Source organism: Embleya sp. NPDC050493 (assembly GCF_044458105.1).
Lineage (GTDB): Bacteria > Actinomycetota > Actinomycetes > Streptomycetales > Streptomycetaceae > Embleya.
The window spans coordinates 401,068-420,791 of sequence record NZ_JBITHP010000002.1; the positions used below are offsets into that span (position 1 = coordinate 401,068).

Below are 19,724 nucleotides of genomic sequence, written 5' to 3' on the forward strand. Positions count from 1 at the left end.
GTCCGTCCTAAGCTTTCGCAGGGCCTTTAACAGGTAATCCCACGAAAGTGGCAATAGTCTGATCTTGAAAAGCGGCGGGACCGGGGGGAAAGCCGATGTCGGGCGGGCCGGGAGAGGATTGGGCGGGCTTCGTGGTCGGAGCCCGCTACGAACTGGTGAGCGTGCTCGGCAGCGGTGGCATGGGCACGGTGTGGCGGGCCCGGGATCGCGTGCTGGACCGTCCCGTGGCGGCGAAGGTGATCACCACCGGATGGGGCCGCAACGCGTCCCGGTCCTTCCGCGAACGCAGCCTGCGCGAGGCGCAGGCGACCGCGCGGATCAATCACCCCAACGTCGTCCGCGTCTACGACTACGTCGAGGACGACGACCGGTTGTGGATCGTGATGGAGCTGCTCGACGCCCGCTCGCTGGACGCCATTCTGGACGAGGACGGGCCGCTCACCCCGCATGCCGCGGCGGCGGTGGCCGTGCAGATCGCCCGCGCGCTCGGCGTCGTGCATGCGCACGGCATCATCCATCGCGACGTCAAGCCGGGCAATGTGCTGATCGCCCGGGACGGACACGCCGTGCTGACCGACTTCGGCATCGCCGCGCTGGAGGGCGTGAGCGGGCTGACCGGCACCGGGGCGATCCTGGGCTCGCCCGAGTTCATGGCCCCCGAGCGGATAGAGAGCGAGCACCCCGGGCCGGCGTCCGACCTGTGGTCGCTGGGCGTCACGCTGTGCGCGGCGGTCACCGGCGCGTCGCCGTTCCGTCGCGCGACGCCGGTGGCCACGATGCACGCGATCGTGATCGCCGAGCCCGAGGTGCCCGAGGAGATCGGCCCGCTGGAGCCCCTCGTGCGCGACCTGTTCCGACGCGACCCGGCGCGGCGCCCGGACTCGGCCGAGGTGGAGGCACGCCTGAACGCACTGCTCGCCGCCGAGGGCCGCCGGCATGCGGGCGACGTGACCCGACCGATCCCGCCCACCACGCTCGGCCGGGTGATCGAGCGCGGGCCGGCCGAGTACGGGCGCGAGGAACGTGGGCCGAACGAATTCGGGCCGAACGCATTCGGGCCGGACCAGGCGAACGACGACGTGACGCTGCTGCCGACCGTGCACCCGCAGCCACCGCTGCGCGACCTGCTCCCGCCCGCCCGGATCGCCCCCGACGACGGCACCCCGCTCGACCCGTTCCCGCGGGTGCCCGCCGCACCCTCGCCGGAGCGGCGGCCGAGCACCCCGGCCGGCCCCGCGCACTCGCCGACCTTCCCGATGCCGACCCGCACCCGCCGGCCGCCCCGCTCGCGGCGCCGCCTCCTGGCCGTGCTGATGCCGCTCGTCACGCTCCTGGTGGCCGGTGCCGTCGTGGTGGCGTTGCTGCTCGCGAACGGCGGCGGCAAGTCCGGTGGGGACGAGGGGAAGGGCGACGGCAGGTCGGGCCCGATCCCGCCGACGAGCTCCGGGACGGGCGGCGCGCCCGCGGCGAACCCGGTCGCGGGTCTCGCGCCCTACCCGAGCGCGCCCGTGGCCACCCCGCCGATCCCGGTCCGCACAGCCGACGAGAGCACCTTCACCTGGCAGATCCCGCAGGGGTGGACCCGCAAGGAGCAGGACCAGAGCGTGGTCTACACCGACCCGGCCGGTGCGGGCGTGTTGACCGGGCGTACCGCGTTCCAACAGACCACGGATTTGTTGGAGCAGTGGCGCGACGACGAACAGAACGCCCCGAAGGTTTTCCGCGACTATCGGAAAACGGTCTTCGAGGAACGCGCCATTCAGGGCCGAAAGGGCGTGGTCTGGGAATACACCTGGACCGAGTCCGGAGTGGCCCGGCACGCGATGTTGGCCGCGGTGATCGTGAATGGCGTCTACATCGAGGTCGACGTGTTCGGTACCGAGCGGCAATGGGCGCGCGATGCGGCCCTGCATGCGGTCGCGGTGACCGCCTTCACCCTTGCGGGCGGGCGCCCCGCCGCCTGAGGACCGCGCCCGGAATGGGGCGCCGCGCTCAGCGGCGGAGGGCCTCCAGGCCGAGCAGCGCGACGTGCAGCGACAGACAACTCTCCACCTGGTCCAGGTCGACGCCCAGGATCCGCTCGATCCGGTGCAGCCGCTCGTAGAAGGACGGGCGGGACAGGTGCGCGGCGTCGGCTGCCGCGGACTTGTTCCGCCCGTGGTCCAGATAGACCTGGAGCATCGCGATCAACTGGGTGCCCTGCTGCGCGTCGTAGGCGAGCAGCGGACCGAGTTCGCGCTCGACGTAGGTCTGCAACCGGGCGTCGTCGCGGAGCAGGTGCAGCAGCCCGCGCAGGCGCACGTCGGGCAGCCGGTAGAAGGCGGCCTTGCCGCCCTGGTGCAGGGCGGCGTCCGCGACCTGGGTGGCCTCCAGGAGCGAGCGGCGCGCGTCGCGCACCGCGCCCACCGAGGAGCCGACCGCGACCACGATGTCGTCCGCGAGGTCGGGGGCGAGCCGGCGGATGGCGGCGGAGAAGCCCTCCAGCGCGCCGTCCTCGGTGTCCTGCGAGGCGAGCGCGACGAGCAGCCCGACGTTCTCGTCGTCCAGCCCGCCGACCAGGGCGGCCAGCCGGCGTTCGCGGACCGCCGCAGCGGCGATCTCGGTGAAGTCGCGCAGTCGGGCCTGCGATTCCAGCGCGGCCGGGGTCACGCTGCGGCGCAGCCGCAGTACCACGCCGACCAGGCGCCGGCCCTCCAGCGGGACACCGAGCGCGCGGGCCCGCAGGGTCACCTCGGCCACCGTGTAGGAGTGGGTCAGGATCCCGGACAGCAGGGTGCGGTGGGTCTGCCGCTCCAGGCTCTCCCGGTCGCGCACCACCAGCCGGTTCAGCGCGAGGGTGGACGCGGCCCGCTCCAGGAGCATGGTCTGCTGTGCGGGCGGCGGTGTGCCGTCGCCGACCAGCACCAGCCGGCCCCAGTCGTGGCCGCGCGCGCCGACGGTGGTCACCAGCCACCCGGTGCGCTCGTCGAACGCGGTCCGGGCGGTCAGTCGCAACTGTCGGGAGCGGTCCTCCCAGTTCTCCAGCAGTGTCTCCGCGACTATTCCGGCCGCGTCGTAGGCGAGCACCTGGTGTGCCAGGTTCTCCAGGATCACCGGGCGGCCGGCCATCCGGGACGCCTGCCGGACGATCTCGGCCGGTTCCGCGCCCTCGACCGCGAGCTCGTTGAACGCCTGGTGCACCGCCTCGGAGGCCTGCAACTCGGCCAGCTGGGCGTCGATGATCAGCCCGTGCACGGCCTCGGTGATGCCGATGAAGCGGGTCTCGTTGCGCAGGGTGATCACCGGCAGGCCCACCTGCTCGGCCGCCGCGACCAGCGCCCGCGGCAGCTGCTCGGTGTAGCGCCGGCCCAACTCGACCACGAGTCCGGCCGCGTCCACTTCGGCCAGATCGCGGATGTAGCGTTGCAGGCCCTCGCGCTCCTCGGGGAGCGCGATGCCGGTGGCCATCACCAGTTCGCCACCCTTGAGGAGCCGGGTGACGTCCGGCAGCTCGCTGATGTGCACCCAGCGCACCGGCCGGGCCAGGCCGCGTTCACCCGCGACCACCTGCGGGCGGCCGCGCTGGACGATGTCGAGGGCCAATACGTCGGCGACCGTGGGGAACATTCGAAAACCTCCGCGAGCTGACAACGGCCCGACCGCGACGGCGGTTGGTTCCCGAAGGAAGCGGGAATCCGCGAGCAATCTGTAAACGGCTCGGCGGGCAACGCTTCCATGGTGACAGGTCGGCGCCCGGTTCGACCCCGGACCCCTGGGTTCGAACGGGCGATTGGCGACCTGTAAAGCCCACGCCGCCCTACCTGTCGATGTGCCTGTTGCGGCACCCCGTGTCGAAACGGCATCGTCCTACGCTGACGCGGCTCACGCGCATACCCACCGCACGCAGCGCCCGTCTGCTCATCGAAAACCCCCTTGGAGGGCTCCCATGCCTGTGCAGGACTTCGGCAAAGGTCATCAGTACGTCGGGGGACAACTGCGGCAGGGCTCGTCCGGAGAGACCTTCGACGTCGTCGACCCGGCCACCGGCGAGACGGTCGAGACGGTCACCCTCGCGAACACCTCGGACGTGGACGCGGCGGTAGCCGCCGCCAAGGGCGCCTTCCCGCAGTGGTCACAGGCCACCCCGGGCGAGCGGGCGACCGCGCTGAACCGGCTGTCGGTGCTGCTCGAGGAGCGGGCCGAGGAGTTCGCCCGGGTCGAGACCGCGCAGGCGGGCAAGCCGATCCGGCTCAGCACCGAGTTCGACGTGCCGGGCACGATCGACAACACGGCGTTCTTCGCGGGCGCGGCCCGCAACCTGGAGGGCAAGGCGGCCGGCGAGTACGCGGCCGGCTCCACCTCGATGGTGCGTCGTGAGGCGATCGGCGTGGTCGGCTCGATCGCGCCGTGGAACTATCCGCTCCAGATGGCCGCGTGGAAGATCCTGCCGGCGATCGCCGCGGGCAACACGATCGTGCTCAAGCCGGCCGAGATCACCCCGCTGACCTCGTTGATGTTCGCCCAGGCGTGCGCCGACGCGGGCATCCCGGACGGCGTGGTCAACGTGATCACGGGCAAGGGCCGCACCGTCGGCGAATACCTGATGGGCCACGCCGACGTGTCGATGGTCTCGTTCACCGGCTCCACCGGGGTCGGCAAGCGGGTCGGCGAGGTGGCGCTGCAGACCGTCAAGCGCCTGCACCTCGAACTCGGCGGCAAGGCCCCGTTCGTGGTCTTCGACGACGCCGACCTCGACGCGGCGATCAACGGCGCGGTCGCCGCATCGCTGATCAACTCGGGCCAGGACTGCACCGCCGCGACCCGCGCGTACGTGCAGCGCCCGCTCTACGACGCGTTCGTGGCGGGCGTCGCGGAGCTGTACGACGGCGTGCGCCTGGGCGACACGATGGACCCCGCGACCGACCTCGGCCCGCTCGTCTCGCGGCGCCAGCAGGAGTCGGTGGCCGGCTTCGTCGAGCGCGCCCGCGGCTACGGCGCGACCATCGTGACCGGCGGCGAGATCCCCGGCGGCGAACTGGCCAGGGGCGCGTTCTACCGCCCGACGCTGGTCACGGGTGTGGCCCAGGACAGCGAGATCGTGCAGGACGAGATCTTCGGCCCGGTCCTGGTCGTGCTGCCGTTCGACAGCGACGAGGAGGGCATCCGGCTCGCCAACGACACCCCGTACGGCCTGGCCGCCTCCGCCTGGACGCGCGACATCTTCCGCTCGCTGCGCGCGACCCGGGAGATCCAGGCCGGCTGCGTGTGGGTCAACGACCACATCCCGATCATCAGCGACATGCCGCACGGCGGTTACAAGGCATCCGGCTTCGGCAAGGACATGTCGCAGTACTCCTTCGACGAGTACACCCAGGTCAAGCACGTGATGTACGACGGCACGGGAATCGCCCGCAAGGACTGGCACCGGACGATCTTCGGAGCCCGGTAACCACCCCCATCGAACGGGCGGCCGAGGACGCGAGTCCTCGGCCGCCCTTGCGGCCGGCGAGCGGGTTCGGGGCCCGCGGCGCGGCGAGAGGAATCATGACTGAGCAGCAGCGGGCCGGCGCCTCCGGCGACGTCTCCTTGGCGGGCCTGAGCAAGCACTACGGTGACTTCACGGCCGTCCGACCCATGGACCTGACGATCCCCGCGGGATCGTTCTTCGCCCTCCTCGGTGCCTCGGGCTGCGGCAAGACCACGACGCTGCGGATGATCGCCGGACTGGAGCAGCCCTCGACCGGCAGCGTGAGCATCGGCGACCGCGACGTCACGGCGCTTCCGCCGTACAAGCGCCCGGTGAACACGGTGTTCCAGAACTATGCGCTCTTCCCGCATCTGAGCGTGGCCGACAACGTCGGCTTCGGCCTCAGGCGGCGCGGCATCAAGGACACCCGGAAGCAGGTCGAGGACATGCTCGACCTGGTCGAGCTGGGGCACCTGGCCAAGCGCAAGCCGACCCAACTCTCCGGCGGTCAGCAGCAGCGGGTCGCGGTGGCCCGGGCGCTGATCAACACGCCGCAGGTGCTGCTCCTGGACGAACCGCTGGGCGCGCTCGACCTCAAGCTGCGCCGGCAGATGCAGCTCGAACTCAAGCGCATCCAGACCGACGTGGGCATCACGTTCGTGCACGTGACGCACGACCAGGAAGAGGCCATGACGATGGCCGACACGATCGCCGTGATGAACGGCGGCCGAATAGAGCAACTCGGCTCCCCGGTCGAGCTGTACGAGGCGCCGCGCACCACGTTCGTGGCCAACTTCCTGGGCCAGTCCAACCTGGTCGAGGCCAAGGTGACCGGGCGCGCCGACGGCGATCTGCTGTTGGACGCGCAGGGCAACCGGCTGGCGCTGCCCGCCGCCCGCTCGGCCGCCGACGGCGACCACCTGGTGATGGGCATCCGACCGGAGAAGATCACCATCTCCTACGCGGCGGACGCGAAGGTCGCGGACAACCGCAACCGCCTCGACGGCGGCGTGATCGTGGACGCCGCGTTCATCGGCGTCTCCACGCAGTACGTGGTGCGGATGCCGTGGGGCCAGGAGTTCACCGTGTTCGAACAGAACATGGAGCGCGACCCGCGCGTGGTGCCCGGGGCGACGGTGACCCTGCACTGGAACCCGGAGCACGGCTTCGGCCTGGAGTCGGGCGACCTGACCGCGGGCATCGCCGAGGCGAGCGAGGACGCCGCGTGAGCGCGCTCGGCACCCTCGGCGCGGGCACGACGGGAGGTGCGGACACCAAGACCACGGAGCTCAAGCGGCGCGGCAGGTGGGTACCGTACGCGCTGCTCGCGCCCGGCCTGCTGTGGCTGGTGGTCTTCTTCGCGATCCCGATGGTGGTGCAGGGCTCGACGTCGCTGCAGACCGGCAACCTGACCAAGGGCTACGACCTCACCTGGCACTGGGCCACCTACTCGGACGCGCTCGACCAGTACTACCCGCAGTTCCTGCGCTCGTTCGGGTACGCGGCCGCGGCGACCGTGATGTGCCTGGTGATCGGCTACCCGCTCGCCTACGCGATCGCGTTCAAGGCCGGCCGGTGGCGCGGCATGTGGCTGGTGCTGGTGATCGCACCGTTCTTCACCAGCTTCCTGGTCCGCACGCTGGCCTGGAAGACGATCCTGGCGGACAACGGGATCGTCGTCGACGTGCTCAACAAGCTGCACTTCACCAACGTCACGGCGTTCCTCGGCCTGACCCAGGACGACCGGGTGCTGGCCACGCCGCTCGCGGTGATCTGCGGTCTGACCTACAACTTCCTGCCGTTCATGGTGCTGCCGCTGTACGCGTGTCTGGAGCGGATCGATCCGCGCCTGCACGAGGCCGCGGGCGACCTGTACGCGTCGCCGCGGACCACCTTCGCCAAGGTCACCTTCCCGCTGTCGCTGCCGGGCGTGGTCTCCGGCACGCTGCTCACCTTCATCCCGGCGTCCGGCGACTACGTCAACGCGCAGTGGCTCGGCTCGCCGGACACCGGCATGGCGGGCAACGTGATCCAGACCCAGTTCCTGCGGGTGCTGGACTACCCGACCGCAGCCGCCCTGTCGTTCATCCTGATGTTGCTGATCGTGCTCATGGTGACGGCGTACATCCGCAAGGCGGGGACGGAGGACCTGGTCTGATGGCCGTCGTCAACTGGTTGCGTCGCAACGTCATCGTGCTGTTCGGCCTGCTCGCGCTCGGCTACATGACGCTGCCCAACATCGTCGTGCTGATGTTCTCGTTCAACGACCCGAACGGGCGCTTCAACTACACCTGGAACGGCTTCACGCTCGATGCGTGGAAGGAGCCGTGCGGGGTCGCCGGCATCTGTGACTCGGTCGCGATCAGCATGAAGATCGCGGTCCTGTCCACCCTGATCGCCACGGCGCTCGGTACCGCGATCGCGTTCGCGCTCGGCCGCTACCGGTTCCGGGCCCGCGGCGCGATCAACACGCTGCTGTTCCTGCCGATGTCCATGCCCGAGGTGGTGATGGGCGCCTCGCTCGGCACGCTGTTCCTGAACATGCGGATCAACACCGGCTTCGTGACGATCCTGATCGCGCACATCATGTTCTGCCTGAGCTTCGTCGTGGTCGCGGTCAAGGCCCGTGTCCTGGGCATGGATCCCAAGCTCGAAGAGGCCGCACAGGACCTGTACGCCTCGCCCACCCAGGTGTTCCTGCGGGTGACCCTGCCGCTCGCCGCGCCCGGCATCGGGGCGGGCGCGATGCTCGCCTTCGCGCTGAGCTTCGACGACTTCGTGATCACGAACTTCACCTCGGGCAACACGGTCACCTTCCCGATGTTCGTGTACGGCGCGGCGCAGCGCGGCACGCCGCCGCAGATCAACGTGATCGGCTCGGCGATGTTCGTGATCGCCGTGCTGATCGTGATGATCGGGCAGATCCGTGCCTCGCGGCGAGCCAAACAGCGGGCGTAGTTTCGCCTGTTGGATGATGATCAATCCCAGATCTGTAGCTATGCGGTGAAATCGCCGGGGCCCGACAAGGCGGCCCCGGCGGGCACTGCGAAAGTGGTGAAACCCCATGGGTCCCCGGAACACGTCGGATCCTGCTCCCTCGGTCGAGGCCATCCGCTCGCTCGCGGACGCCGCGCCCACCCCCTTCTGGCTCGACCAGAGCGACCGTCCGGAGCCGTGCGCGGCCCTGGTCGGCGACGACCACTGCGATCTCGCGATCGTCGGCGGCGGCTACTCGGGTCTGTGGACCGCGCTGATCGCCAAGGAACGCAACCCCTCGCGCGATGTGGTGCTGGTCGAGGCGCACGAGATCGGCTGGGCGGCCTCGGGCCGCAACGGCGGATTCTGCGCCGCGAGCCTGACCCACGGCTTCTACAACGGGCTGGATCGCTGGGAGGGCGAACTCGCCCGGCTGGAGCGGCTCGGCGAGCACAACCTCGACGAGATCGAGGCGGCGATCAAGCGCTACGGCATCGACTGCGACTTCCGTCGCACCGGCGAACTCAGCGTCGCGACCCAGCCGCACCAGGTCGAGGAACTGCGCGAGGAGATCGACCTCGCCCGCCGGTACGGCACCGAACTGACCTTCCTGGACCGGGACGAGGTGCGGGCGGAGGTCGACTCGCCCACCTACCTCGCCGGCGTCTGGGACCGGACCGGCTGCGCGATCATCGACCCGGCCCGACTGGCCTGGGGCCTCAAGGCCGCGTGCGAGTCGCTGGGCGTGCGGATCCATGAGCGCACGAAGGTGACCGAACTGGCCGAGCACGGCTCGGGGATGGTGCTCAAGACCGCGTACGGCCGGGTCTTCGCGGGCAATGTGGCGCTGGGCACCAACGTCTTCCCGTCGCTGGTCAAGCGACTGCGGCCGTTCGTGGTGCCGGTCTACGACTACGCGATGATGACCGAGCCGCTGAGCGCCGGGCAACTCGAGGCGATCGGCTGGCACAACCGGCAGGGCATCGGCGACACGAACAACCAGTTCCACTACTACCGGCTCAGCGCGGACAACCGGATCCTGTGGGGCGGTTACGACGCCGTCTACCACTACGGCTCCAAGCTCTCCTCGGACCTGGACCAGCGCCCGGAGACGTTCGCGAAGCTCGCGCAGCACTTCTTCGAGACCTTCCCGCAGTTGGAGGGTCTGCGCTTCAGCCACACGTGGGGCGGCGCGATCGACACGTGCAGCCGCTTCTCGGCGTTCTTCGGGACGGCGTACAAGGGCAAGGTCGCGTACGCGCTGGGCTTCACCGGTCTGGGTGTGGGCGCCACCCGCTTCGGCGCCGAGGTGATGCTGGACAAGCTCGACGGTCGCCCGACCGAGCGCACCGAACTCGAAATGGTCCGCACCAAGCCCCTCCCGTTCCCGCCGGAACCGATCAAGTGGGCGGGCGTGACGATGACCAAGTGGTCGATGGACCGCGCGGACAAGAACGCCGGCAAGCGCAACCTGTGGCTGAAGGCGCTCGACAAGGTCGGCATGGGCTTCGACAGTTAGAAACGCGCTGCGCGCGGAGGTGGCTGCGCCACCGGCGGCCTCAGGCCGCTTTCCTCGCGCGCTCGTCGATCACCGCACGCGATCGAGTCGTGGGCGCCGACGCGCCTTGGGCAGCCGGGTGAGCATGCACCTCACCCGGCTTCCGGCGCGTCATTCGCGAGATCCGGCAAGGCTGCGGCGCCTGATTCGTCCGCCCCTTCGCGGTAAATCCGCAACATTTTCCGAAACGTGACGGGTGGTGCGGGCGGGCATATCCACGCTGCCCGAGACGGTCTGTAAGGCGAACGGCCCAACCGCCGACACCTTGAAGCTTGAGCCCCTCCCACCCGGCCAGCAGACTGGCAAACCGTACGGGGCTTGTGCGGCCCCTCGCCAAACCCGCATCCCCCGGAAGGTCGGACCGTGACGAACCACGTAACCCACTGGATTGCCAACGCGGAGTGGACCGGCGTCTCCGAGCGTCGGGGCGACATCCACAACCCCGCCACCGGCAAGGTCACCGGCACGGTCGACTACGCCTCCGTGGCCGAGGTCGACGAGGCCGTCTCGGTCGCCGTCCGGGCCTTCGCCGGCTGGAAGAACGCCTCGCTCGCGAAGCGCTCGTCGGTGCTCTTCAACTTCCGTGAGCTGCTCAACGCCAAGAAGGACGAGCTCGCCGCGATCATCGTGGCCGAGCACGGCAAGGTGCACTCGGACGCGCTCGGCGAGATCGCCCGCGGCCAGGAGGTCGTGGAACTCGCTTGCGGCATCCCGCACTTGCAGAAGGGTGGGCACTCCGAGCAGGCGTCGACCGGCATCGACGTCTACTCGATCCGCCAGCCGCTGGGTCCGGTCGCGATCATCTCGCCGTTCAACTTCCCGGCGATGGTCCCGATGTGGTTCTTCCCGATCGCGATCGCCACCGGCAACACGGTGATCCTCAAGCCGAGCGAGAAGGACCCGTCCACCGCGAACTTCCTCGCCGACCTGTGGAAGCAGGCCGGTCTGCCCGACGGCGTGTTCAACGTCGTGCACGGCGACAAGGTCGCCGTGGACCGGATCCTGGAGCACCCGGACATCAAGTCCGTCTCGTTCGTCGGCTCGACCCCGATCGCCAAGTACGTGTACGAGAACGGCACCCGCTACGGGAAGCGCGTGCAGGCCCTGGGCGGCGCCAAGAACCACATGCTGGTGCTCCCGGACGCCGACCTGGACCTGGTCGCCGACGCCGCGGTCAACGCCGGTTTCGGTGCGGCCGGCGAGCGCTGCATGGCGATCTCGGCCCTGGTCGCGGTCGAGCCGATCGCCGACGAGCTGATCGCCCGGATCAAGGAGCGGATGACCAAGCTCCGGGTCGGCGCGGGCAACGACGCCGCCTCCGAGATGGGCCCGCTGGTCACCCGCCAGCACGCGGACAAGGTGCTGTCGTACGTGCGGGCCGGCGAGGACCAGGGCGCGACGCTCGTGGTGGACGGCCGCGAGCACCCGATCAACGGCACCGACACCGCCGACGGCTACTGGGTCGGCCCGACCCTGTTCGACAACGTCACCCCCGAGATGTCGATCTACACCGACGAGATCTTCGGCCCGGTGTTGTCGGTCGTGCGGGTCGAGTCCTACGACGAGGGCCTGGCGCTGATCAACGCCAACCCGTACGGCAACGGCACCGCGATCTTCACCAACGACGGCGGCGCCGCCCGCAGGTTCCAGAACGAGGTCGAGGTGGGCATGATCGGCATCAACGTGCCGATCCCGGTCCCGGTCGCCTACTACTCGTTCGGCGGCTGGAAGAACTCGCTGTTCGGCGACCTGCACGCGTACGGCGCCGACGGCGTGCAGTTCTTCACCCGCGGCAAGGTCGTCACCCAGCGCTGGCTCGACCCCAGCCACGGCGGCATCAACCTGGGCTTCCCCACCAACGACTGACGCTCGCCCGCCTCGGCGAGCCCGCGCTCCCAGGCCGTGTCCAGCCCGCCCGACCCCAATGACGTGGTCGGGCGGGCTTCGTCGTCCGCGGTCCGCACCGACCCCGGGCCGCTTCGCCATTTCCTCCGCACGCCTTCCCTGGCAGCATGCGTGACGGGTCGTCAGATGATCAGTCTGCGACCGTTCACGGACGTGACAGGGGAATGGCGCATGCCCATCGAAGACGGTCCGGCCGGCGATACCGCCATCCGTTTGATCCAGATTTCCGACGTGCACTATCGGGACGCTCCGGGCACCCACGGGTTCGTGCAGCACGATCCGGACGCCGGGCTGGCCGCGACCCTCGCGGACGCCGCCGACGCGCTCGCCGCCGCCGATGTGCTGGTGGCCTCCGGCGACCTGGCGGACACCGGCGAGCCCGGGGCCTACCGGCGGCTGGGGGACGTGCTCCAGGAACTCCCGGTGCCCGTGTACTGCCTGCCCGGGAACCACGACAACCACGACGCCTACATCGCGGGCCTGCCGCGCACCGGCGTGCACCTGGAACCCGCGGTGCGGATCGGGTCCTGGCTGTTGCTCATGGTGGACACCAACGCGCTCGGCCGCGAGCACGTGGGCGAGGGCGTGTACCGCGACCTCGACGACCGGATGACCCGGGCCGACGGGCCGGAACTGAGTGCGCCCGAAGCCGCCCGGATCCGGGAGATCCTGGCCGGTTCGGACGCCGAGCACGTGCTGCTGTTCGTGCACCAGCCGCCGCTCGCCGAGATCTGCCCGAACCTGGACCCCTCCGGTCGACTCGGCGCGCTGCTCAGCGACTTCGGGCACATCCGGGCCATCTCCGGCGGCCACCTGCACGGTGCGCTGGAGGGCGAGTTCGCCGGCGTACCGGTGTATGTGGCGCCCTCGACCACGTACAGCATCGACTACGCCGGCAAACACTTCGACGGCCCCGGCTACCGCACCTTCACCTTGCATCCGGACGGCCGGGTCGAATCCGCCGCGCACACCGCGCCCGGTCCGATCACGGACACGATGCGCGCCAAACCCGCACCGCGCTTTCTCACCGATCTCATGCTGGGCGTGGTGACCATCGAGGAGATGCGCGAGATGAGCGACGAGCGGTTCGAGGCCAGGTTCGGCGAGCCCCGTCCGGTCCGCGGCGCCTGAGTCCGATCCCCCGCACGGCCACGACCACAGCCCGACCAGCACGAGGAGACACGTGACACAGCATCAGGCGGACGCCGGACTCGCCCTCGAAGGGGTCCGCAACTTCCGCGACATCGGCGGACTGCCCACCGCCGACGGCCGGCGGGTGCGGGCCGGTCGCTACTTCCGCAGCGGCCACCTGGCCAAGCCCACGGAGGCGGACCGCGCCGTCCTGGCCGACCTGGGCATCCGGCTCGTGGTGGACCTGCGCAGCCCGGCCGACATCGAACTGGACGGCGCCGACGTGCTGCCCGACGGTGCCCGGTGGCTGAACCTGCCGATGTCCGATCCGGCCCGCCACTCGGACTTCTGGAAGGATCTGCGCAGCGCCGACCTGAGCGTGCTGCGCGAGCGGCTGGGCAACGGGCGCGCGGAGAAGTCGATCGCGGCGGACTACCGCGACCAGGTGGTGAGTCGGGTCGACCGGCACGCGCAGATGTTGCGCGCGATGCTCGACGCGGACGGCCTGCCGGTCGTGGTGCACTGTTCGGCCGGCAAGGACCGTGCCGGGATCGCGGCGGCTCTGGTGCAGCGCATCGTCGGGGTCTCCGCCGACGACGCGGTGGCGAACTACCTGATCAGCAACGACCCGGGCAACCGCTACGAGCCGAACAGCGACAAGCTCGCGATGCGGCCGGGCCTGCTGGAACTCTTCCAGCCGTTCCTGGAGGTGCGCGAGGAATACCTGCGCGGCGCGCTGGAGGTGATGGACACCCACTGGGGCGGCTTCGACGCCTACCTGGAGCAGGGTCTGGGCCTGGACGCGGAGCGGCTGGACCGGCTGCGGGCGATGCTGCTGGAGGACTGAGCCGGGTCCGGACGCGCCCGAGGACGGTGCCCACAGGAGGAGGCACCGCCCTCGGGTCGGTACGGCCTACGACGGTTGCCGCGGGCCGCCGAGAATCAGGAGTCGTCGGCCATCAGCTTGATGTTCCAGCGGGTCTCCTGACGCGGACGCAGGTAGACCACCCAGTACAGCGCGGCCAGGACCAGCACCCCGCCGGTGATCAGCAGGGCGCGGGTCGGCTGCTCGGTCAGCACGTAGATCATCGACGCGATCAGGAGCACCGGGATCGCCGGCCACAGCGGCATGCGCCAGGCCTGGGTGCTCTTGTGCGCGCCCTTCCGGGCGACCAGCACGGCGAGCGCCACCACCAGGTAGAGCGCGGCGACCGCGACGCCGGTGACCTCACCGAGGATGTCCAGGTTCACGAAGCACAGGAGCGCGCCGGGCACCCCGACCACCAGCGTGGAGACCCACGGCGAGCCGAAGCGGTTCACCTTGCCGAACGCCCGGTTGATCGGCTCGGGCCAGGCCCGGTCGCGGGCCGAGGCGTAGACCACGCGGGAGTTCTGGATCACCATGACCACGCCCGCGTTGATGATCGCCAGCGCGATGCACAGGCCGATGAAGGTGGCCGTGCCGTGGTTGGACCAACCCTCGACCAGGCCGAGGATGTCGCCGCCCGCCAGCGACGCCTGGTCCGGCGCGCCCAGCGAGATCGCGACGGTGGGCACGATCAGGATCACGCCGCCCAGGCCCAGGGTCCACAACACCGTGCGGGAGACCGTGCGCCGCGGGTTCTCCATCTCCTCGGCCAGATAGACCGCGGTGGAAAAGCCCTGCAGGGCGAACAGGGCGCCCGCCATGCCCGCGATCAGCACACCCATCTTCAGCGGGTCCGTCGTGTTGCTCGCGGCGTCCACGACGACCTCGGGCTTGATCAGCGTCGAGGTCGCCTGGTTCACGTTGGCGAAGCCGAGGAAGGCCACGATCGCGGCGGCGATCACCTCCAGGGCCAGGAAGACGCCGGTCACCCACGCGTTCGCACGCAGGTCGAGCAGCCCCATGACGGTGGCCAGGATCATCACCGCGGCGCCGGCCCACATCGTGTCGAACGTCGCGATCGAGGTCAGATACTCGGCGGTACCCAGGGCGATGATCGGCGGCACGATCATCACCACGATGGTGGCGATGATGAAGACCAGCCAGCCCATGAAGCGGCCCATCAGGGTGCCGACCATGGCGTACTCGCCGCCGGCGCTGGGGATCAGGGTGCCCAGCTCGGAGTAACAGAACGCGACGCCGACACACAGGACGGCGGCCACGACCAGGGCCAACGCGGTTCCGGAGCCGAGCGTTTCGAACATCCCCGGAACGATCACGAACAGCGAGGACGCGGGGGTCAGACAGGAGAGTGTGAGCAGGGTGCCGCCGACGACTCCGATGGAGCGCTTGAGCGGGGCGGGGGTGCCATCGGCGTCGAGGGTGACTGGAGTCAGGGTCCCGGACGGCGGTGGGGTTGTTTCAACAGCCATATGCGCTACCTCTGCGGGACAGCGGGGTGCGGTTATCGCCTCCGGGACGGATATGAGCCGTTCGTGCCTTCCGAACGGTGCGGCGTAATACAAACGCCCGTTTGATCACCCGTCAAGATCCCGTTGGCAACTGATTCCGTAGGGAGTACGCCCAGATTTCATCGAATATCGCTTCAAGCTGGCATCTGATGGTACGTAATCCGCAGATTCGGCTGCGGGAAAAGTTTTCCTACCGTTCACCTGTCGAGATAGCCTCCGGCCATGGTCAACCGCGTACTCGCGCACACCGGCGCCCGGCACCCGGTCATCCAGGCGCCGATGGGCTGGATAGCCCGCTCCCGACTGGCCGCGGCGGTGTCCGCGGCGGGCGGCCTCGGGATGGTGGAGACCTCCTCCGGCGAGGTCGACGCGTGCCGTCGGGAGATCGACACGATGGTCGCCTCGGGGCTGCCGTTCGGGGTCAACCTGCCGCTGATGTTCCTGCGCGACGACCGGCTCGTGCGGCACGTGGCGGACGCGGGGGTGCGGTTCGTGACCACGTCGGCCGGCAATCCGGCGACCCTCGTGGGCCTGCTTCGAGAGCACGGCCTGACCGTCTATCACGTGGTGCCCTCGATCCGGGCCGCCCGCAAGGCGATCGAGGCCGGTGTGGACGGACTGGTGGTGGAGGGCGCCGAGGGCGGCGGCTTCAAGAATCCGGCCGAGGTGTCGCTGCTCGTGCTGCTCCAGGGCATCCGGGAGATCACCGACCTGCCTCTGGTCGCCGCCGGCGGCATCGTGGACGGGCGCGGCATGGCGGCGGCGTTCGCGCTCGGGGCGGAGGCGGTCCAGATGGGCACCCGGTTCCTGGCCTCGGCCGAGAGCCCGGTACACGCCCACTACAAGCAGGCGGTGTTGGCCGCGGACGAGACCGGGACCGTGGTGGTCAACCGCACGGGCAGCCCGACCATGCGGGTCCTGGGTACCGAGTTCTCCCGCGCGCTCGCCGCCTCCGGCGGGCCGGCGCACAGCTCGCTCGACGCGATCAAGCGGTTGTACTTCGACGGCGAGATGGAGGCGTCGCTCGCCTCCGCGGGTCAGTCGGTCGGCTTGGTGCACGACGTGGAGTCGGTGGCCGCGATCATCGAGCGGACGATGGCGGGGTTCCACGCGGCGATGGCGACGGCGGTGCGGCGGGCGGGCGAGCTCTGAGCCCGCCGGCGTCGGCCACCCGCGCCGCCGCCCACAACACGATCCCGCACAGTGCCCACGAGGCCAGCACGTCCGCGAGCCAGTGGTAGTCGCACCACAGCAGCGCGAACCCGATCAGGGCGCACAGCACGACCGCACCCACGGCCCAGCGTCGGCCCGCCCGCGCCGAGCCGACACGCCCGAGCAGCAGTGCGGCGATCCCGTAGCAGACCGTCGAGGTCGCGGTGTGCCCGGACGGGAAGAAGCCCCACCCGTCGGCGGGCACCGGGGCTTCGCTCGGTCCCGGCCGTCCGATCAGATCCTTGCCGGCGATCACCGCGATCGTCACCACGAGCACGCCGCCCGCCGCGATGGCGATCGGGTACGCGCTGCGCCTGCGTACGGTCGCGAACAGCGCCGCGGCGGCGAGGGCGATCCCGGCGGGCAGTGGCCCGCCCAGGTCGGCCAGGACGTGCATCGGTCCGTCGAGCCGGGCCGCTCCGCTCGCGCCCGCGAGATCGCGGATCGCGTTTCGCACGGTGTGATCCAGGTCGAGCGAGGGTCCGCTTTCGGCCACTACCTGGACGGTGAGCGCGACGAGCGCGAGAAGGAGAATCAGCGGCAGTGCGAGGCCGCGCGTGTACTGTGAGTGAACAGACCACCGCCCCGGAACGGGGGGCGTTGTCCCGGGGCGGCCGCCGGCTTGCTCAGGGCCGGCGTCGGTGGAAGGTCTGTGCATCTCACTCGAAGATACGCGGAGAACAGGTCGGCGGGTTCCCGACGCGCGGCCTTCACACAAAGCCTGCACACGTTCTCCACGGTCTGGAAGGCGGGACATACACGCTGTACGTTGGAGCAATGAAGGGTGTGAGCGGCGTCACAGCACGTGTCGCGTGAGTCCGACCACCCGGGAGAGTCCAAGTACGCGGAGAACATCCGTAAGCAGGGCAAATCGACGGTTACTCGAGTGACGTGGCATTGACGCAATGTCGTCGATCGCCCCTCTGCTGTCAGCACGCAAAGGTAGGGTTGGCCAGGTGGTTGAAGAGTCCGATTACTCGACATACCGCGTGCCGTGCATCCCGGCCCCTGCGGGGAGCGGGCGCGTCCGCCGGACCGAGGTTCCGGTGGTGTCCAAGGGCGTCAAGGCGGGCGGTGCCGTGTTCGATTCCTCGGTGGAACCCCGACCGGGTCGGGGCGCGGGTGCGATGGGCGTGGTCCTGACCAGCGACCGCCAGCTGCGCGTCGTGCGCACGACCCGGCCGCGCGGCCTGCGACTCGAAGGCGAGATCGACCTCGCGAACGTGGACGTGGTGCGCCGCGTCCTGGCCGCCGCGTCCCGCGACGGCGGCGACGTCCGGGTGGACGTCGGCAAGCTCGCCTTCATCGACGTCGCCGGCCTGAGGGTGTTCGTCGACCAGGCCGGCGCGCTGTCCCGGCGCGGCGGACACATGATCCTGATCGGCGCGAGCCGGCAGATGTCGCGAGTGCTCGCACTGTGCGGCTGGGACGCGGTCCCGGGCCTGAGCATGGTCGAGCGGATCGCCCCGGCGCCGCGCCGACCGCGGCTCTGAGCGCTCCCCGATCACGGCACCGCGGCACCGCGGTCGGCCGGTCCGCGGCGGACGCCGCGACTCCCATCCGAGACACCGAACCCCCGCCCACCGGAGCATTCCGGCGGACGGGGGTTCGTGCTGTCGCGGCCGGCTCAGACCGAGGCGGCGAACGCCTCCTCGAGCACGTCCAAGCCCTCGACGAGCAGGTGCTCGGGGATCACCAGCGGCGGCAGGAAGCGCAGCACGTTGCCGTAGGTGCCGGCGGTCAGCACCAGCAGACCCCGCGCGTGGCACGCCTTGGCGACCGCGCCGGCCAGCTCCGCGTTCGGCTTCTTGGAGCCGGGCTCGACCAGTTCGATCGCGATCATCGCGCCGCGACCGCGAACCTCGCCGATCTCGGCGAACTTCTCGCTCATCGTGCCCAGTCGGCCGAGCATGATCTCGCCGATCCGGCGGGCCGCGCCGTTGAGGTCGAGGCCGCGCATCGTCTCGATCGCGCCGAGCGCCGCGGCGCACGCGACCGGGTTGCCGCCGTACGTGCCACCGAGGCCACCCGCATGGGCGGAATCCATGATCTCGGCGCGCCCGGTTACGGCGGCCAACGGCAGGCCGCCCGCGATGCCCTTGGCGGTGGTGATCAGGTCCGGCACGATGCCCTCGTCGTCGCACGCGAACCACTGGCCGGTGCGGCAGAAGCCGGTCTGGATCTCGTCCGCCACGAACACGATGCCGTTCGCCTTGCAGAACTCGACGATCCTGGGCAGGAAGCCCTTGGCCGGCTCGATGAAGCCGCCCTCGCCCAGCACGGGTTCGATCACCACGGCGGCCACGTTGTGCGCGCCGATCTGCTTGGTGATCATGTCGATCGCCTGCGCGGCGGCCTCCTCGGCGCAGTTCTCCGCGCCGGTCAACCAGCGGTAGGGGTAGGCGACCGGGACCCGGTAGACCTCGGGGGCGAACGGGCCGAACGACTCCTTGTACGGCATGTTCTTCGCCGTCAGCGCCATGGTCAGGTTGGTGCGACCGTGATAGCCGTGGTCGAACACGACCACCGCGGGGCGCTTGGTGTGGGCACGCGCGATCTTGACCGCGTTCTCCACCGCCTCGGCGCCCGAGTTGAACAGCGCGGTGCGCTTGTCGTGATCACCCGGGGTCAGCTCGTTGAGCTGCTCGGCGACCGCCACGTACGACTCGTACGGGGTCACCATGAAGCACGTGTGGGTGAACCGCTGAAGCTGCTCGGACGCGCGGCGCACGACACCCTCGGCGGAGTTGCCGACGCTGGTCACCGCGATGCCGGAGCCGAAGTCGATCAGCGAGTTGCCGTCCACGTCGACGACCACGCCGCCACCCGCCTGGGTCACGAAGACCGGCAGGGTGGTGCTGACGCCGCGCGCGACCGCCGCGTTGCGACGCGTCATCAGCTCGGTCGACTTCGGGCCGGGGATGGCGGTGACGAGCCGGCGCTCCTGCGGGAGCGAGGGCCCGCCGGGCTGCGAAGCGCCCATGCTGGTCTCCTGTGGGTCGAGGCGGGGGGTTCGCGGTGGCACCGCGGTCCTATCGGCAGGCTAGGCGCCGGGCCGCGTTCGCCGCATGCGCCGCATCGGTTAATCACCCGGTTGCT

General features: G+C 70.2%; 15 protein-coding genes. 11 read left to right on the plus strand and 4 right to left on the minus strand.

Features of this window, described 5'->3' with window-relative positions; translation table 11 throughout:
- Positions 1–95 precede the first annotated feature (95 nt).
- Positions 96–1,964, plus strand: coding sequence for a protein kinase (locus ACIBM5_RS05105; protein WP_396005449.1), 1,869 nt, complete (start codon positions 96–98; stop codon positions 1,962–1,964).
- A 28-nt stretch (positions 1,965–1,992) separates the two neighbouring features.
- Here the strand turns inward: ACIBM5_RS05105 and ACIBM5_RS05110 are convergent, their stop codons facing one another.
- Positions 1,993–3,606: a PucR family transcriptional regulator gene (locus tag ACIBM5_RS05110; RefSeq protein WP_396005450.1), complete on the minus strand. Its 1,614-nt coding sequence runs from the start codon at positions 3,604–3,606 to the stop codon at positions 1,993–1,995.
- 319 nt (positions 3,607–3,925) lie between these two features.
- Here ACIBM5_RS05110 and ACIBM5_RS05115 point away from each other — a divergent pair, with 319 nt between their 5' ends.
- From ACIBM5_RS05115 to ACIBM5_RS05150, 8 genes are all read left to right on the plus strand, one after another.
- Positions 3,926–5,428, plus strand: a complete 1,503-nt coding sequence (locus ACIBM5_RS05115; protein WP_396005451.1) for a gamma-aminobutyraldehyde dehydrogenase — start codon at positions 3,926–3,928, stop codon at positions 5,426–5,428.
- A gap of 95 nt (positions 5,429–5,523) precedes the next feature.
- Complete coding sequence (locus ACIBM5_RS05120; protein WP_396005452.1) at positions 5,524–6,675, plus strand: ABC transporter ATP-binding protein; 1,152 nt, start codon at positions 5,524–5,526, stop codon at positions 6,673–6,675.
- Positions 6,672–7,604, plus strand: a complete 933-nt coding sequence (locus tag ACIBM5_RS05125) for an ABC transporter permease (protein WP_396005453.1) — start codon at positions 6,672–6,674, stop codon at positions 7,602–7,604. The genes ACIBM5_RS05120 and ACIBM5_RS05125 overlap by 4 nt, the downstream gene beginning before the upstream one ends.
- On the plus strand, positions 7,604–8,404 hold the full coding sequence (locus ACIBM5_RS05130) for an ABC transporter permease (RefSeq protein ID WP_396005454.1): 801 nt from the start codon (positions 7,604–7,606) through the stop codon (positions 8,402–8,404). The genes ACIBM5_RS05125 and ACIBM5_RS05130 overlap by 1 nt, the downstream gene beginning before the upstream one ends.
- A gap of 106 nt (positions 8,405–8,510) precedes the next feature.
- Positions 8,511–9,941 carry an NAD(P)/FAD-dependent oxidoreductase gene (locus tag ACIBM5_RS05135; protein ID WP_396005455.1) on the plus strand — a complete coding sequence of 477 codons (1,431 nt, stop codon included), beginning with the start codon at positions 8,511–8,513 and terminating at the stop codon, positions 9,939–9,941.
- 402 nt (positions 9,942–10,343) lie between these two features.
- A complete protein-coding gene (locus tag ACIBM5_RS05140) occupies positions 10,344–11,846 on the plus strand; it encodes a CoA-acylating methylmalonate-semialdehyde dehydrogenase (RefSeq protein WP_391582804.1) in 1,503 nt (500 codons plus the stop codon).
- A gap of 210 nt (positions 11,847–12,056) precedes the next feature.
- Complete coding sequence (locus ACIBM5_RS05145; RefSeq protein WP_396005457.1) at positions 12,057–13,016, plus strand: metallophosphoesterase; 960 nt, start codon at positions 12,057–12,059, stop codon at positions 13,014–13,016.
- Between the two features lie 52 nt (positions 13,017–13,068).
- Positions 13,069–13,863 (plus strand): tyrosine-protein phosphatase, encoded by a 795-nt coding sequence (locus ACIBM5_RS05150; RefSeq protein WP_396005458.1) that lies wholly within the window; start codon positions 13,069–13,071, stop codon positions 13,861–13,863.
- Between the two features lie 95 nt (positions 13,864–13,958).
- Here the strand turns inward: ACIBM5_RS05150 and ACIBM5_RS05155 are convergent, their stop codons facing one another.
- Complete coding sequence (locus ACIBM5_RS05155; protein ID WP_396005459.1) at positions 13,959–15,374, minus strand: APC family permease; 1,416 nt, start codon at positions 15,372–15,374, stop codon at positions 13,959–13,961.
- Between the two features lie 261 nt (positions 15,375–15,635).
- On the opposite strand from ACIBM5_RS05155, the gene ACIBM5_RS05160 reads away from it, so the two are divergent.
- Entirely contained in the window at positions 15,636–16,565 is a 930-nt protein-coding gene (locus ACIBM5_RS05160; protein WP_396005460.1) for an NAD(P)H-dependent flavin oxidoreductase, read from the plus strand.
- Here the strand turns inward: ACIBM5_RS05160 and ACIBM5_RS05165 are convergent.
- Entirely contained in the window at positions 16,495–17,121 is a 627-nt protein-coding gene (locus tag ACIBM5_RS05165; RefSeq protein WP_396005461.1) for a phosphatase PAP2 family protein, read from the minus strand. The two genes, ACIBM5_RS05160 and ACIBM5_RS05165, sit on opposite strands and share 71 nt — an antisense overlap.
- 553 nt (positions 17,122–17,674) lie before the next feature.
- Between ACIBM5_RS05165 and ACIBM5_RS05170 the strand changes: the two genes are divergently transcribed.
- Complete coding sequence (locus tag ACIBM5_RS05170; protein ID WP_396005462.1) at positions 17,675–18,118, plus strand: anti-sigma factor antagonist; 444 nt, start codon at positions 17,675–17,677, stop codon at positions 18,116–18,118.
- A 134-nt stretch (positions 18,119–18,252) separates the two neighbouring features.
- Here ACIBM5_RS05170 and gabT read toward each other — a convergent pair whose 3' ends face one another.
- On the minus strand, positions 18,253–19,608 hold the full coding sequence (gene gabT / locus ACIBM5_RS05175; RefSeq protein ID WP_396005463.1) for a 4-aminobutyrate--2-oxoglutarate transaminase: 1,356 nt from the start codon (positions 19,606–19,608) through the stop codon (positions 18,253–18,255).
- Positions 19,609–19,724 lie beyond the last annotated feature (116 nt).

What these genes read in the sequence shown, in the direction of transcription:
- ACIBM5_RS05105 (WP_396005449.1), top strand. Translation starts at nt 96, where the DNA reads ATGTCGGGCGGGCCGGGAGAGGATTGGGCGGGCTTCGTGGTCGGAGCC.
- ACIBM5_RS05110 (WP_396005450.1), bottom strand. Translation starts at nt 3,606, where the DNA reads ATGTTCCCCACGGTCGCCGACGTATTGGCCCTCGACATCGTCCAGCGC.
- ACIBM5_RS05115 (WP_396005451.1), top strand. Translation starts at nt 3,926, where the DNA reads ATGCCTGTGCAGGACTTCGGCAAAGGTCATCAGTACGTCGGGGGACAA.
- ACIBM5_RS05120 (WP_396005452.1), top strand. Translation starts at nt 5,524, where the DNA reads ATGACTGAGCAGCAGCGGGCCGGCGCCTCCGGCGACGTCTCCTTGGCG.
- ACIBM5_RS05130 (WP_396005454.1), top strand. Translation starts at nt 7,604, where the DNA reads ATGGCCGTCGTCAACTGGTTGCGTCGCAACGTCATCGTGCTGTTCGGC.
- ACIBM5_RS05135 (WP_396005455.1), top strand. Translation starts at nt 8,511, where the DNA reads ATGGGTCCCCGGAACACGTCGGATCCTGCTCCCTCGGTCGAGGCCATC.
- ACIBM5_RS05145 (WP_396005457.1), top strand. Translation starts at nt 12,057, where the DNA reads ATGCCCATCGAAGACGGTCCGGCCGGCGATACCGCCATCCGTTTGATC.
- ACIBM5_RS05155 (WP_396005459.1), bottom strand. Translation starts at nt 15,374, where the DNA reads ATGGCTGTTGAAACAACCCCACCGCCGTCCGGGACCCTGACTCCAGTC.
- ACIBM5_RS05160 (WP_396005460.1), top strand. Translation starts at nt 15,636, where the DNA reads ATGGTCAACCGCGTACTCGCGCACACCGGCGCCCGGCACCCGGTCATC.
- gabT (WP_396005463.1), bottom strand. Translation starts at nt 19,608, where the DNA reads ATGGGCGCTTCGCAGCCCGGCGGGCCCTCGCTCCCGCAGGAGCGCCGG.